The following is a 14794-nucleotide window of genomic DNA, read 5'->3' on the forward strand; positions in this document are numbered from 1 at the left end:
TCCTAGTGGATGCGCCCGAAAGCTTGAGTAGTGTCTAAGGCAGGACGGCCTTGCCGCAATGAGTTAAGAATCGGTTTATGAGGCGCACGGTTTGGGCAGCCTCATGCGAGCGGGACGAGAGGACGATTGTGAACGACTACGACGCGTTGCGCGACTATCTGATGCGGCAGAAGCAGGACGAGTTGGTGCTGAGCTTTGAGCAGATCGAGGAGATCATCGGCGCGGCCCTGCCGCGCGCGGCGCATCGTGCCTCCTGGTGGGACAGCCTGCGCAGCCCCGACATCCAGATGCCGCAACGCGAAGCCTGCCTCGCCGCCGGCTTCGTGGCGACGCGCATGCCTGACGGTGCGAGCGTGCGGTTCAGGAAGCAGAAGAAGGAGCGCAGATGAGGGGGATAGTACGGGGGCTCGTGCCTTGCGGGCGGTCTCACCCTCCCCTGGAGGGGAGGGTCGACTCACATTGAGCGCAGCGAGATGTGAGACGGGGTGGGGTGACGGTCTCTCCCCATCCAGCAGTGCCCGAGTGCAAGGCGTTGCGCGGCGCCTACGAGTGTGGTGGGAAGGCCACGCCGCTGCATCTGGTCAACGTCTTCGCGGTGGAAGCCCGCATGGCCTTGGCTCAGCAGAAAGCGCCCGGCCGGAACGAGACCGCAGGCGCCTTGGAGGTGTTGGAGCTTCTCAGTCTGGAGGGCTGTATCGTCACAGCTGATGCGCTGCATTGCAGCCGCGCCTTTGCCAGTGCCGTGCTGCGGGTGGCGACTATGCACTGGCGATCAAGGCCAACCGTGGCCCTTTGTTCAAAGCGGTCACGCAGCAGTTTGCACGATCGGGCAAGCGCAGCAGCGCCGCACAGATCGACCCCTCCAGTCACGATCGGCACGAAGCGCGGCGTGCCACCGTCATGCGCAACACCAGCCTGGCGGCACGCCATGGCTTTCCCGGCGTTGTCGCGCTGGGGCGCGTCACCTCGCGCAGGCGCCCCCGGGCGAAGCCGGCCGATGCGCCGCTCGTGCGCCACTATCTCCTCTCCAAATACATCTCTCCCAAGCGGCTGCTGCACGTCACCCGAAGCCACTGGGGCATCGAGAACCAGCTCCACTGGGTGCTCGATGTTCACTTCGCCGAGGATGGAAACCGTGCCCGAAAGGACAACGCTCCCGAGAACCTTGCCATCCTGCGCAGGCTCGCCCTTAATATCTTGCGATCTCATCCCGACACCGCCTCGATTCGACGCAAAATCAAGCGCGCGGGCTGGGATGATGCCTTCCTCCTCAGTATGCTTCGCCATATGCGATAGCCCTCCCCCTCCAGGGGAGGGTAACCTAGCTCGCCGCTTCCAGCCGCACTTCCGTCAGCAGCCGCATCGCGGCATCGGCGTCCATCGGCTCCCCGAAGGCAAAGCCCTGCGCGTATTCGCAGCCCATCTGGTAGAGCTCGACCGCGTCGGAATCGGTCTCGGCGCCTTCGGCCACCACGTCCATGCCGAGGTCGTGCGCGAGCGCGATGATCGACTTCAGGATCACCGGGCGCGTGCCGCGATTGGTGGTGCGCACGAAGGACTGGTCGATCTTGATGGTGTCGAACGGGAAGCGCTGGAGATAGGCCAGCGAGGAATGACCGGTGCCGAAATCGTCGAGCGACAGCCCGGTGCCGAGCTCGCGGATGCGCGTCAGCATCTGCGCCGCATGCTCCGGATTCTCCATCACCAGCGATTCCGTCAATTCCAGCTTCAGCGTGCCGCGGGCGACCGAGGAGCGCGACAGCACGGTACGGATGTCGTGGATCAGATCGTGGCGCAGTAGCTGCCGCGACGACACGTTGACGGAGGCGAAGATCGGCTCGCGCGAGCGCATCGCGCGCTGCCACACCGCGAGCTGTTTTGCGGTCTGGTCGAGCACGAACATGCCGAGGTCGACGATCAGCCCGGTCTCTTCCGCGATGGTGATGAATTCCGAAGGCGCCATGCGCCCCAGCTTCGGATGGTCCCAGCGCGCCAACGCCTCGAAGCCCGCGATCGAACGATCCTCCAGCCGCACGATCGGCTGGTACAGGATCGTGATCTCCTGCCGCTCGATGGCGCGGCGCAATTCGCTCTCCAGCGTCAGCCGGTCGGTCTTCCGCGCACGCATCGCCGGCTTGTAGACGTCGATGCGGTCGCCGCCGATGCGCTTGGAGTGATACATCGCCAGCTCGGCGTCCTTGATGATCTCGTCCGTCAATTGGGTCTGCGGATCAGACAAAGCGAGGCCGATCGAGGCCGTGAGGAAGATCTCGCGATCGTTGAAGGCGATCGGGGCGCGGATGGTCTTGCGGATGGTCTCGGCGAAGGCGGTGATGCGGGCAGGGTCCTGCTCCGAGAGCAGGATCAGGCCGAACTGGTCGCCGGCCATCCGTGCCAGCGTGTCTTGCGGCTTCAGGATGCGGGTGAGGCGGCGAGCGAGCGTCAGCAGGATGGAATCGCCGACCGCGATGCCGACGGAATCGTTGACCTGCTTGAAGCGGTCGAGGTCGATCACCATCAGCGTCGGTCGCAGCGTCGGCATGGTCTTGGCGAAATGCGCCACCGCACCCAGCCGGTCCATGAACAGTTTTCGGTTGGGCAGGCCGGTGAGGTTGTCATGCACGGAATCGTGCAGCAGGCGCTCTTCGGCGTTGCGCAGCTCGGTGACGTCGGTGAGCGTGCCGACCACGCGCGAGACCTCGCCGTCGGAGCCGACCACCGGGCGCGCCTTCAGCGCGAACCACATGAAGTGGCCGTCCGGCGTACGCAGGCGGAAATCCTGCACCAGGCGGCCGCGGCGCTGATCGAGCACGCTGTCCAGCGCGGCGCGGAAGCGATCCTGATCGAGCGGGTGCAGCACTTCGAGCCACGAGGCAGCGGGGCCTTCCAGCGTGCCGCGCTTGAGGCCGAGCAAGGCCTCGGTCTCGGGACTGGTGAAGACCTTGTCGGCGGAGACGTCCCAATCCCAGATCAGATCGCCGGAGCCGGCCAGCGCCAGCGCCCTCCGTTCGATGTCGGAGACGACACCGGTCGAGGCGCCGCCGCCGGCGAAGGCGTGCTGCATCACAGTGAAGCCGATCAGCATCACGATCAGCACGAGGCCGCCGAGCAGGGCCGGGCCGACGATGTCGTTGGTAACGGAGCCGGCGACCGTCATGCCGGCCGCCACGACCCAGACCACCAGGAGGAACCAGGTCGGGATCAGCAGCACCGCGCGGTCGAAGCCGTGGGTGGAGAGATAGACGATCAGCGCGAACCCGGCGAAGGCGATCAGCACCAGCGAGATACGCGCGATGCCGGAGGCGACCGCCGGATCGAATAGCGCAAGCGCCACCAGCGATCCCAGGAAGGCGAGCCAGCCCACCGTGATGTGCGAATAGCGCACATGCCAGCGACTGAGGTTGAGATAGGCAAACAGGAACACCAGCAGCGTCGCCGCCAGGATCGCTTCGCCCGCCGCGCGCCAGATGCGCTCGGCGTTGTTCGACATGTCGAGCACCTTGCCCCAGAAGCCGAAATCGACGCCGATATAGACCAGCACCGCCCATGCTAGCGCCGCGGCGGCCGGGAACATGATGCTGCCCTTCACCACGAACAGAATGGTCAGCACTAAGGCGAGCAAGCCGGAGATGCCGATCACGATGCCCTGGTAGAGCGTGAACGAGTTGACCTTGTCCTTGTAAGCTTCCGGCTCCCACAGATAGAGCTGCGGCAGCTTGTCGGTGCGCAGCTCGGCAACGAAGGTGATGACGGCGCCGGGGTCGAGCGTGATGCGGAAGACGTCGGCGGTCGGGCTTTCCTGCCGCTCGGGCCGGTCACCGGTCGAAGGCGTGATGGTGGCGATGCGCGACAGACCGAGGTCGGGCCAGAGCAGCCCTGACGAGACGATGCGGTAATGCGGAGCGACGATCAGGCGGTCGAGCTGGTCGTCGGTGTTGTTGGCGAGGGCGAACACCACCCAGTTCTGGCCGCCTTCGCGGGCGCGCACCTCGATGCGGCGGACGATGCCGTCGGTGCCGGGCGCGGTCGAAACCTGGATGCGATCAGCATCGCTGCGCTGATGCTCGAGCACACCGGTGAGATCGATCGCGGGCGCGTCACTGCGAACGCTGACAGCGTCGAGCGCGCGTGCAGGGGACGCGGCAACGAGCATCATGAGGCCCAGCGCGATGGGCGCGAGGCACCTGATCAGACGCAAGGTCAGTTCTCCGCGTTCGACGCAAACTTCGAGTGCAAGGCGATTTCAGACCGGACAGAATTGGTTCGGTGCGTCGCGATAGATGCCACGAAAGCGAGGAAAATCAAAGGGTTTCCGCCTTGCCCTGTGGGCCGGCGGCCTACACCTCCAACACAATTTTGCCAATATGTGCGCTCGTCTCCATGCGCCGGTGCGCATCGGCTGCCTTTTCCAGCGGGAAAGTGCTGTCCATCAGCGGCTTGATGCGCCCTTCACGCAAAAGCGGCATCACTTTCGCCTCGATCGCGGCCACCATCGCCGCCTTGTCCGCATTACTACGGGGGCGCAGCGTCGAGCCGGTATGGGTGAGGCGCTTCACCATCACCTTGGCAATGTTGACGTTGACCTTGGGGCCGTTGAGGGTCGCGATCTGGACGATGCGGCCGTCAACTGCGGCGGCGTCATAGTTGCGATCGACATAATCGCCGGCGACCATGTCGAGGATCAGGTTGACGCCGGCCTTGTTGGTCTCTTCCTTGATCACGGCGACGAAGTCTTCAGTTTTGTAATTGATGGCGCGGTCGGCACCCAGCTTGAGGCAGGCATCGATCTTGTCCTGCGACCCCACGGTGACGAACACTTTTGCGCCGAACGCTTTGGCGAGCTGGATCGCCATGGTGCCGATGCCGGAGGAGCCGCCATGGATCAGCAGCGTCTCGCCGGCCTTGAGGCCGCCGCGTTCGAACACGTTGTGCCAGACCGTCATCAGAGTTTCCGGCAGTGCGCCGGCTTCCTTGATCGACAGCGACGGCGGCACGCTCATGGCCTGGGCGTCCTGCGCGATGCAGTACTGCGCATAACCACCGCCGGCGACGAGCGACATCACCTTGTCACCAACCTTGTGCCGCTTGGCATTGCTGCCGACCGCCACCACTTCGCCCGCGATCTCCAGGCCCGGCAAGTCGCTGGCGCCGGGCGGCGGCGGATAGGCGCCGGAGCGCTGCGCGACGTCGGGCCGGTTGACGCCCGCGGCCTCGACCTTGACCAGGATCTCGTCAGGACCGGGCTGCGGCACGGCCCGTTGTTCCGGCACCAGCACCTCCGGTCCGCCGGGCTGGGAGATAGCGACCACGGTCATTTGCGCGGGCAGCTTGTCCATGATGTGTCCTTGAGCAAAGGTGCGGAAATGGGAACGAGGCCATTGCTTAGCCAGCGCGCTCCAAGCTGGCAACCGCCTCAGCCGCGAACGCAGGAGGAACGACGATGCCGATGGAAGACGACGACCGGCCGCGCAAGAAGATCAGCCATGAAATCGGACAGGATCTCTCACTCTTGTCGGTCGAGGAACTGACCGAGCGCGTCATCCTGCTCAAGACCGAGATCGCAAGGCTGGAAGAAGCCGCCACCAAGAAGCGCGCCTCGCGCGATGCGGCGAACAGTGTTTTCAAGTCGTAATCTCTTCGCCGTCATTTCGGGGCGGCGCGTCAGCGCCGAGCCCGGAATCCATAACCCCAGGAAATCCAAACGGGCATGCTGATAGAAGCGGGCCGCTCCATCCGTCCGTGCCTGTGGATTCTCAGATGCGCAATTGCGCATCTAGCTCGCAACTTCGTCGCGCCCCGGAATGACGGGTGAGGGCGTTCGTGCGGCACGGCGTCCGGGGCACGAGACCCCACTCAGCCATTGGCCGACATGGCTAACGAACTCTCAAAAAATTAGCTCGTTTACTTCAGATTAAGCTTTCGGGTTTATGACTGGAACTGTCCTCGTTTGGACACCGAGTGGCTCCTGTCCACTCTGTTTGACGCCTCCCTGTTATCAACTTTCAAAGCCGCCGGTCTCCGGCGGCTCTTTTTTTGCCTCCACTCCGCCTTTTTGCGTCTCGTTACGGTTGAATCCCTGGGAAAGACCCGCGGAAACCATATCCGCGCTTGTGGCTGGACTCGGCGTCCTGCCCGAGCAATGATTTGTTCATCATAAGCCGGCGCCAAGCCGGACAGTCAGACAGTTGCGTAAGGGGCGTTAACCATGGAACGTTTGCAAGCCGACGGCGCTCTCGTTCAACTCAGCGAGCGGTTCACCAATTCTGCGGCGTTCGGCGTCCTGTTCCGCGAGGGCATGGACCTCGTCGAGGAAACCGCCGCCTATCTCGACGGCGCCGGGCGCACGGAGGCCAAGGCGCTCGACCGTGCCGTTAGCCTGACTTATGCAACCGAGAGCATGCGTCTCACCACCCGCCTGATGCAGCTCGCCTCGTGGCTGCTGCTGCACCGCGCGGTGAAAGAAGGCGAGATGACGCTGAGCCAGGCCAATCGCGAGAAGACCAAGGTGAAGCTGACCGCCGCCGATCCGGGCCCCGCCGACACCATCGAGAAGCTGCCCGCGCAGCTCCAGGACCTGATCCACCGCTCGATGAGCCTTCAGACCCGCGTGCGCCGCCTCGACACCACCATCCACACCCCGCCCGCCGACCACGTCGCGATCGGCAACCCGCTGGTGCCGCACCTCAACGCGCTGAAGGCTGCGTTCGAGCGGTAGGGTCTCACTGTCATTCCGGGGCGATGCGTGAGCATCGCGCCCGGAATCTCGAGATTCCGGGTTCGGCTCTCCGAGCCGCTCCGGAACGACAGCGTGGTAGAAAACAAAAACGCCCCCGGCTCTGCCGGGGGCGTTTTTGTGCCCAGCCCTGCGGCCGGATCAATCCTTTTTGAGAAAGCCCGAAAACTTTTTCTGGAAGCGCGAGACGCGGCCGCCGCGGTCCATGAGCTGGGCGTTGCCGCCGGTCCAGGCCGGGTGCGATTTCGGGTCGATGTCGAGGTTCAGCGTGTCGCCTTCCTTGCCCCAGGTCGAGCGGGTCAGGTACTCGGTTCCGTCGGTCATAACGACCTTAATCGTATGATAGTTCGGGTGAATTTCGGCTTTCATGGCAATTCCTCGGCGCCCCGGCGCCTTCTTGGGTGGCTAGCGAATGACGGATTTGGCCGGCTCTATACCTCACCACCCCCTGCAAAACAAGCCATCGCGGGTGGTGAACCCGGCTTCCCCTAAGGGACATCCCGGATTTGCCAGTACCCTTGCTCCGGCCTATTGGGAGCAAACGAATGCAATGGGTCGGATCTCATGAGCGCAGTGGAACGGCCTGATGACCAATATGTCGATCAGCCCGAAATGAATTCCCAGGTGAATTCCCAAGTGAATTCCCAACTGAATTCCGCCGACACGCTATCGATCGAGGCCGATCTGATCGAGCAGCCCGCCAAGGGCCGCGCCAAGCTGCGGCCGCTGCTCGCGCTCGCGCCCTATATCAGCCGCTATCGCGGCCGCGCGGCACTGGCCTTCCTCGCGCTGACTGTCGCCGCACTGACCACGCTGCTGGTGCCGGTCGCGGTGCGCCGGATGATCGATTTCGGCCTGACGCCCGAGGGCATCGAGCTGATCAACAGCTACTTCTCGGTGATGCTTGCGGTGGTTGCCGTGCTCGCGCTGGCGAGCGCGGCGCGCTACTACCTCGTGATGACGATCGGCGAGCGCATCGTCGCCGACCTCAGGCGCGACGTGTTCGGGCATCTGCTGTCGCTTTCGCCGACCTTCTTCGACTCCGCGCGCAGCGGCGAGCTGATCTCGCGGCTCACCGCCGACACCACCCAGATCAAATCCGCCGTCGGCGCCTCGGTGTCGATCGCGCTGCGCAATCTGATGATGTTTCTCGGCGCCGCCGCGATGATGGTCATCACCAGCCCGAAATTGTCGGGCTTCGTGCTGTTGGCCATACCTTTGATCGTGCTGCCGCTGGTGGCTTTCGGGCGCTGGGTACGGCGGCTGTCGCGCAATGCGCAGGACACGCTCGCCGACGCCTCGGCCTATGCCGGCGAGCTGATCGGCGCCATCCGCACCGTGCAGGCCTATACCAGCGAGCAGTTCGCCGAGAAGCGCTTCGGCGGCAATGTCGAGCAGGCTTATGAGGCGGCGCGCACCTCGACCCAGGCCCGCGCCGTGCTCACCGCCATCATCATTTTCATCGTGTTCGCAAGCGTTGTCGCGATCCTCTGGATCGGCTCGCATGACGTGCTCACCGGTGCGATCACGCCGGGCCGGCTCGGCCAGTTCGTGCTCTATGCCGTGTTCGCCGCGGCGGGACTCGGCCAGCTCAGCGAGGTCTGGGGCGAAGTGTCGGCCGCATCCGGTGCTGCCGAGCGCCTGTTCGAGATCTTGCATGTAAGGCCCGAGATCACCGCGCCCGCCGCGCCACGCGCCTTGCCGATGCCGGCGCGCGGCGAGGTCGGCTTCGATCGGGTCAGCTTCGCCTATTCTGCGCGGCGCGACGTCAACGTGCTCGATGCGGTGTCGTTCACCGTGCATCCGGGCGAGAAGGTCGCGATCGTCGGTCCGTCCGGCGCCGGCAAGAGCACGATCTTTCATCTGCTGCTGCGCTTCTACGATCCGCGCAGCGGCGCGATCTCGCTCGACGGCGTGCCGGTCAGGTCCGCCGACCCGCGCGATGTCCGCGCCCGCATCGCGCTGGTGCCGCAAGACTCGGTGGTGTTTGCGGCAAGCGCTCGCGAGAACATCCGCTTCGGCCGGCCGGATGCGACCGATGCCGAGGTCGAGCGGGCCGCCGAGCTCGCGCATGCCGCCGAGTTCATCCGCCGGCTGCCCGAAGGCTTCGAGACGGCGCTCGGCGAGCGCGGCGTGACGCTCTCCGGCGGCCAGCGCCAGCGCATCGCCATCGCACGCGCCATCCTGCGCGATGCGCCGCTGCTGCTGCTGGATGAAGCTACCTCCGCGCTCGATGCTGAAAGCGAAACGCTGGTGCAGACCGCGCTGGAAGAGCTGATGCGCCACCGCACCACGCTGGTGATCGCCCATCGCCTCGCCACCGTCTTGTCCTGCGACCGCATCCTGGTGATGGACCAGGGCAGGATCGTCGAGCAGGGCACGCATGCCGAACTCGTGGCAGCGAACGGGCTTTACGCGAGGCTGGCGCGGTTGCAGTTCGAGGGGGCGTGAGAGCCTGAGCGATCGACGTGAGGCGCAGCGATCGCTGCCCCCACCCACAGTGTCATCGCCCGCGAAAGCGGGCGATCCAGTACGCCGCGGCGTCTCGGTTCAAGTGCTGTCTCTGGAATACTGGATCACACGCCTGCGCGGGTAATGACAGCGGTGAAGGAGCCGTCTTTACCGGCACTTCGGCGAGAGCGCCGGCACGTTCGGCCACGGCCAGTTCTTCCAGCTGCCGTCCTTATCGACGCAGGCCGATGACGCAGGGCCGCTCGCCGGAGAACTCGTTGTGTTGACCTGCGTCGCAAAGCGCTGGTCGACATAGGTCGTCGACACATATCCGGCGACGATGACGCCCAGAAAGACCGAGCAACCCTTGGCCAGATCGCGCAGCTTCATGGGTCCTCTCCATCCGCTTGTCATCGCTGCTCTGACTACAACGGCTAACGAACGTCGCGGGATCCCGGCGTGACGGGCCTCACGCCCGCCACACCATCTTCAGCACCGGCCGGCCCGAGGTCGGGTTCAGATCGTCGCCGGCATGGGCAAAGCCGTTGCGCTCGTAGAAGCGGATGGCGCGGGCGTTGTCCTTGTTGACGAGCAGCGTAACGCCTGAGGGCGACAGCCGCTTGGCTTCTTCCACCAGCAGCCTGGCTGCATCCGAGCCCCAGTGCGCGGGATCGACCACGAGCTGGTCGAGATAGCCGTCATCGTCGATGGTGACGAAGCCGCTGAGCGCGCCATCCTGCTCGGCGACGACGATAGAGGCGTTCGGCACCAGGTCCTTGCGCCAGCGCTCGCGCCACCAGTCCAGCCGCGCCGCGAAATCGATCTGCGGATAGGCCTGCTGCCAGGTGCGATGCCAGAGGTCGATCGTGGCCGCCTCGTCCTCGGGTCGGTAGGGGCGGAGGTGGAGGGCGCTCACTACCGCTCCGTCAGCTTCAACTCGATGCGGCGGTTGCGCTTGTAGGCCTCCTCGGTACTACCGGGATCGAGCGGCTGGAATTCGCCGAAGCCGGCGGCGACGAGGCGCTGGGCCGGCACGCCGAGCGAGACCAGGTACTGCACCACCGAAATGGAGCGGGCGGCGGACAGGTCCCAGTTCGACTTGAAGTTCGGGCCATTGACCGGACGCACATCGGTGTGGCCGTCGACGCGCAGCACCCAGGGGATCTCGCTCGGGATCTTCTTGTCGAGCTCGATCAGCGCTGCCGCCAAGGTGTCGAGCTCGGCGCGGCCTTCGGGCAGCAAGGTCGCCTGTCCGGTATCGAAGAACACTTCGGACTGGAACACGAAGCGGTCGCCGACGATCCGGATGTCGGGGCGGTTGCCGAGGATGGCGCGCAGGCGCCCGAAGAATTCCGAGCGGTACCGCGACAATTCCTGCACGCGCTGCGCCAAAGCAACATTCAAGCGAGAACCGAGGTCAGCGATCCGGTTCTGCGATTCCTTGTCGCGCTTCTCGGAGGCATCCAGCGCCTCCTCCAGCGCCGCCAATTGCCGCCTGAGCGCGCTGATCTGCTGATTCAGCACCTCGATCTGCGCCAGCGCCCGCGCCGAGACCGCTTTCTCCGAGTCCAGTGCCTTGCCGAGCTCGGCGGTCTTGCCTTGCGCGTCGTTGCCGGCATTGGCGAGCCCCTCATAGAGGCCCTTGATGCGGTCGCGCTCGGATTCGGCCGAGGCAAGTCCCGCCTTCAGTTGCGAGACCTGGTCGTCGAGCGTGAGCTTGCCGAGCTTCTCCAGCGACAGGAGCTCGTTGAGCTGCGCGATCTTGGCGTTGAGCTGCTCCAGCGCCTTGTCCTTGCCGGTGACCTCCTGCGACAGGAAGAACTGCACAACCAGGAAGACCGACAGCAGGAACACGATCGACAGCACCAGGGTCGACAAGGCGTCGACGAATCCGGGCCAGTAGTTGAAGGTGCCTTCGCTGCGGCGGGCGCGGGCAAGAGCCATGATCGCCTTTCCGTATTAGCTGCTCAACTCTTCTCGGGCTGGCGGGCGAGGCGCTCGAGCAGGCGCCGGATCTCGCGGTTCTGCTCGCCCTGGCCGTCGGCCCATTCGCGGATCATCTGCTGCTCGGTGCGCATGTGCGAGACCAGCGCCTGGATCGCTTCCGCAAGGCTCGCCATCGCCGCGGTAGTGCCGCGGCTGGCGCTGCCTTCCTTGAACACGGAGCGCAGCCGCTCGACCGCGGCCTGGAGCTCGCCGCTGGCGACGCCACCGCCGCCGGAAGCGACCGCCACTTCGCCATTGCCATATTCGCGCACGGTGCTGGCGAGCCAGTCTTCCAGGTCGGTGTAGAAGCGGTTCTGCGCCTGGCTCGATTGCAGGTCGAGGAAGCCGAGGATCAGCGAGCCGGCGAGGCCGAACAGCGAACTGGAGAACGAGATGCCCATGCCGCCGAGCGGGGCGGCGAGGCCTTCCTTCAAGGTGTCGAACAGCGCGCCGGCATCGCCGCCGACCTTGAGGCCGTCGATCACCTTGCCGACCGAGCCGACCGTCTCGATCAGGCCCCAGAAGGTGCCGAGCAGACCGAGAAAGACGAGCAGGCCGGTCATGTAGCGGGAAATGTCCCGGGCTTCGTCCAGGCGGGTCGCGATCGAATCGAGCAGATGCCGCATCGTGGTCTGGGTGATCGTCATCCGCCCCGAGCGCTCGCCGCCGAGGATCGCCGCCATCGGCGCCAGCAGTTTCGGGTGCCGGGCCGGCGCCAGGCCGGGATCGGCGATGCGGAAATTGTTGACCCAGGAGACTTCGGGATAGAGCCGGATGACCTGACGGAAGGCCAGCACGATGCCAATGAACAGCACCGCCCCGATCAGGGCGTTGAGGCCGGGATTGGCGAAGAAAGCTTGGATGATCTGCTTGTAGAGCACGACGCCGACCAGCGTACACAGAACCAGGAAGACCAGCATCCGCACCAGGAAGACGCTGGGCGAGGACAGTTTTGTGTACTCGATATCCATGGTGGAGCGGGAAGTGCCAGACGGCATGGCCGATATCATCCGTTACGAAGCTTGCTTGCGGCGCACACTATGGCACAGCGCCAGCCCAAAAAAAGCGCCGGATGCGCCGATTTCGGGGAGAGCTTGGGGAACCTGGGCCGGAAGCCGCGCTTTGATAGGCAGGTGTCTGCAAGAGCTCGCCATTCGGGGGCCGCATGAGCGTCGTTTCCGCGATCATCGGGACTGCCGAACGTGTCCCGTTACCGGACGTCGTGATTCGTGCCGCGATCCAGCGCCTGTGCTCGCGCACGGCGACGCGCCTGTCCACGCTGGGGGCGGCCGACGATGCCGCCTTCGCCGGGCGGATGATGCTGCGGCCGATCGCCGAGGACGCCGATGCTGCCGGCGGCCGACACGACCAGGTGCCTGCTTCGTTCTTCGCGCAAGTGCTCGGCCCCAACCGCAAATATTCCTGCTGCTTCTACAAGACCGACGCGACCTCCTTGCAGGAGGCGGAGGAGGAGGCTCTACGCCAGACCGTCGAGCATGCCGGTCTTGCCGACGGGCAGACCATCCTCGAGCTCGGCTGCGGCTGGGGCTCGCTGTCGCTGTGGATCGCGCGGCAGTTTCCGCACGCGAAGGTGACGGCCGTGTCGGCCTCGCAGGCGCAGCGCGCTTATGTCGAGGATGAGGCGCGGCGGCGCGGGCTGTCGAACCTGCGGGTCGTGACCGCCGACATGAACGTGTTCGCGCCCGAGGGGCAGTTCGACCGCATCATCTCGGTCGAGACGTTCGAGCACATGATGAACTGGCGCAAGCTGATGACACGCCTGCGCGCATGGCTCGCGCCCGACGGACGCTTCTTCATGCATGTGGTCACTCATCGCTCCGGCTCCCATCTGTTCAACCCGGCGAATCGCGAGGATTGGATCGCGCAGCACGCCTTCACGGGCGGATTGATGCCGAGCCATCACCTCGTCAGGCAATTCGACGACATCTTCGCAATCGAGAAGGAATGGTGCTGGAGCGGCACGCATTACCAACACACCGCGAATGACTGGCTCGCCAATTTCGATGCGCATCGCGACACCATCGAGGCCGCGTTGCGCAAGGTCTATGGCGAGGAGACCGCACTCCGGATGCGGCGCTGGCGCTGGTTTCTCCTCGCGACGTCGGGCCTGTTCGGCTACGCTGATGGAACCGAGTGGGGCGTCAGCCACTACCGGATGAAGGCCGCCGAGTAATTGCGATGTTCCGTCGCAGCACGCGGCGGTGGACCCCGACTCACAATCAAGTGACAGGGCAAAAACCGCCTGAACTCAATACCCTGCGCTGTGTGACAATGAGCCGCCCGCGCCATGCGTTGCATCGCAGCAGATGCATTCTATTTTGGCGGCATCAGCCGCGTGTAAAAGGCCCAGAACGGGCCTCGCGCGAGCATGATCAGTTTCAACAACATCGGGGCACCCCACTTCATGTCAGGACTTCGTGCGCGATCGGCATGCGTTGCAATGATGCTCGCGGCCTTAGCGCCGCTGCTGGCGGGCTGCGAGGAGTCCAGCTCCGCCGTGTCCGCCGCCCCGCCGGCCGATCCTGACGTCAGCATCGTCGTCGTCAAGCCGCAGCCCCGTGCGGTGGTGCGTGAGCTGCCGGGCCGCATCGCGCCGACCCGCGTCTCCGACGTGCGGCCGCGCGTCTCCGGCATCGTGGTCGAGCGCCTGTTCCGGCAAGGCAGCGAAGTGAAGGCGGGCGATCCGCTCTACCGCATCGATCCGCGCCCGTTCGAGGTTGAGGTGATGGCCAACGAGGCCGCGGTCGCCAAGGCCGAGGCTGCTGCGATGCAAGCGCACCAGCAGGCACGCCGCGTCGCTGCGCTCACCAAGGATCGCGCCGCGCCAGAGGCCGAGAACGAAAAGGCAATCGCCGCCGAGCGGCAGGCCCAGGCCGAGGTCGAAGGCCGCAAGGCCGAGCTCGCGCGCGCAAAACTCAACCTCGATTACGCCACCGTGCGCGCGCCGATCGACGGCGTCGTCGGTGCGGCGCTGGTTAGCGAGGGCGCGCTCGTGGTCCAGAACGAGACCAATCTCGCCAGCATCCAGCAGCTCGATCCGATTTATGCCGATTTCACCCAGTCGGTGACCGAGCTCAACCAGCTCCGGCGCGCCTTCGAAAGCGGCGATCTCGAGCGTATTGCGGCCGACGCCGCCAAGGTGCGCCTCGTGCTCGATGACAACACCATCTATTCGCTCGACGGCAAGCTGCTGTTTTCCGACGCCAAGGTCGATGCCCATACCGGCCAGGTGACGCTGCGCGGCGAGTTCCCCAATCCCAAGCGCGAGCTCCTGCCGGGCATGTATGTCCGCGTTCGCATCGATCAGGGTCTTGATAGCGACGCGATCGCGGTGCCGCAGCAGGCGATCCAGCGCAATGGCGGCGGCGGCAGCGAGGTCTTCGTCGTCAAGGATGACAACCACATCGCGGTGCAGGCGGTGCGCACCGGCTCGGTGCAGGACGGACTCTGGTTCGTCACCGAAGGCCTGAAGGCCGGAGACAAGGTCGTGGTCGAAGGCTTCCAGAAATTCGCGGCCGGCGACAAGGTCAAACCGCAATCCTGGTCGGAGGCGGACGCGACTGCGGATAACCGGCACGCCCAGAAGCTCACGCGGTAACGCGC

The 14794-nt window shown here is 65.1% G+C and carries 13 protein-coding genes and 1 pseudogene; 7 read left to right on the forward strand and 7 right to left on the reverse strand.

Annotation, left to right across the window (positions count from 1 at the left end):
• Window positions 1-128 precede the first annotated feature (128 nt).
• On the forward strand, window positions 129-389 hold the full coding sequence (locus IVA78_RS22505) for a hypothetical protein (RefSeq protein ID WP_247467998.1): 261 nt from the start codon (window positions 129-131) through the stop codon (window positions 387-389).
• Between the two features lie 131 nt (window positions 390-520).
• Window positions 521-1296 (forward strand): annotated as a pseudogene (locus tag IVA78_RS22510) (ISAs1 family transposase); the annotation flags it as partial.
• Between the two features lie 25 nt (window positions 1297-1321).
• On the opposite strand, the gene IVA78_RS22515 reads toward IVA78_RS22510, so the two are convergent.
• Both IVA78_RS22515 and IVA78_RS22520 read right to left on the reverse strand, forming a co-directional pair.
• The gene (locus IVA78_RS22515; protein WP_247335013.1) at window positions 1322-4198 is read right to left on the reverse strand and encodes an EAL domain-containing protein; all 2877 of its coding nucleotides are present in this window, start codon (window positions 4196-4198) and stop codon (window positions 1322-1324) included.
• A 139-nt stretch (window positions 4199-4337) separates the two neighbouring features.
• The gene (locus IVA78_RS22520) at window positions 4338-5336 is read right to left on the reverse strand and encodes an NAD(P)H-quinone oxidoreductase (RefSeq protein WP_247468001.1); all 999 of its coding nucleotides are present in this window, start codon (window positions 5334-5336) and stop codon (window positions 4338-4340) included.
• A gap of 104 nt (window positions 5337-5440) precedes the next feature.
• Between IVA78_RS22520 and IVA78_RS22525 the strand changes: the two genes are divergently transcribed.
• Both IVA78_RS22525 and IVA78_RS22530 read left to right on the forward strand, forming a co-directional pair.
• Window positions 5441-5632: a DUF1192 domain-containing protein gene (locus IVA78_RS22525; protein ID WP_247278081.1), complete on the forward strand. Its 192-nt coding sequence runs from the start codon at window positions 5441-5443 to the stop codon at window positions 5630-5632.
• A 573-nt stretch (window positions 5633-6205) separates the two neighbouring features.
• Complete coding sequence (locus IVA78_RS22530) at window positions 6206-6715, forward strand: DUF1465 family protein (RefSeq protein WP_247278082.1); 510 nt, start codon at window positions 6206-6208, stop codon at window positions 6713-6715.
• A gap of 159 nt (window positions 6716-6874) precedes the next feature.
• On the opposite strand, the gene rpmE is transcribed toward IVA78_RS22530, so the two are convergent.
• On the reverse strand, window positions 6875-7102 hold the full coding sequence (rpmE, locus tag IVA78_RS22535) for a 50S ribosomal protein L31 (protein WP_007599895.1): 228 nt from the start codon (window positions 7100-7102) through the stop codon (window positions 6875-6877).
• A gap of 243 nt (window positions 7103-7345) precedes the next feature.
• Here rpmE and IVA78_RS22540 point away from each other — a divergent pair, with 243 nt between their 5' ends.
• Window positions 7346-9184, forward strand: coding sequence for an ABC transporter ATP-binding protein/permease (locus tag IVA78_RS22540; protein WP_247468074.1), 1839 nt, complete (start codon window positions 7346-7348; stop codon window positions 9182-9184).
• A gap of 168 nt (window positions 9185-9352) precedes the next feature.
• Here the strand turns inward: IVA78_RS22540 and IVA78_RS22545 are convergent, their stop codons facing one another.
• The 4 genes from IVA78_RS22545 to IVA78_RS22560 form a co-directional block, all read right to left on the reverse strand.
• On the reverse strand, window positions 9353-9574 hold the full coding sequence (locus IVA78_RS22545) for a hypothetical protein (protein ID WP_247468004.1): 222 nt from the start codon (window positions 9572-9574) through the stop codon (window positions 9353-9355).
• A 79-nt stretch (window positions 9575-9653) separates the two neighbouring features.
• Window positions 9654-10100, reverse strand: coding sequence for a GNAT family N-acetyltransferase (locus tag IVA78_RS22550; RefSeq protein WP_247468007.1), 447 nt, complete (start codon window positions 10098-10100; stop codon window positions 9654-9656).
• Window positions 10100-11128, reverse strand: a complete 1029-nt coding sequence (locus tag IVA78_RS22555; protein ID WP_247468010.1) for a peptidoglycan -binding protein — start codon at window positions 11126-11128, stop codon at window positions 10100-10102. The genes IVA78_RS22550 and IVA78_RS22555 overlap by 1 nt, the downstream gene beginning before the upstream one ends.
• A gap of 23 nt (window positions 11129-11151) precedes the next feature.
• Window positions 11152-12168, reverse strand: coding sequence for a flagellar motor protein MotA (locus tag IVA78_RS22560; RefSeq protein WP_247468015.1), 1017 nt, complete (start codon window positions 12166-12168; stop codon window positions 11152-11154).
• Window positions 12169-12335: 167 nt separating this feature from the next.
• Here IVA78_RS22560 and IVA78_RS22565 point away from each other — a divergent pair, with 167 nt between their 5' ends.
• Window positions 12336-13364, forward strand: coding sequence for a cyclopropane-fatty-acyl-phospholipid synthase family protein (locus tag IVA78_RS22565; RefSeq protein WP_247468018.1), 1029 nt, complete (start codon window positions 12336-12338; stop codon window positions 13362-13364).
• Window positions 13365-13595: 231 nt separating this feature from the next.
• Entirely contained in the window at window positions 13596-14789 is a 1194-nt protein-coding gene (locus IVA78_RS22570) for an efflux RND transporter periplasmic adaptor subunit (protein ID WP_247278087.1), read from the forward strand.
• The last annotated feature ends 5 nt before the right edge of the window (window positions 14790-14794 follow it).

This window comes from Bradyrhizobium sp. 137 (assembly GCF_023074095.1).
In the GTDB taxonomy this organism is placed as follows: domain Bacteria; phylum Pseudomonadota; class Alphaproteobacteria; order Rhizobiales; family Xanthobacteraceae; genus Bradyrhizobium.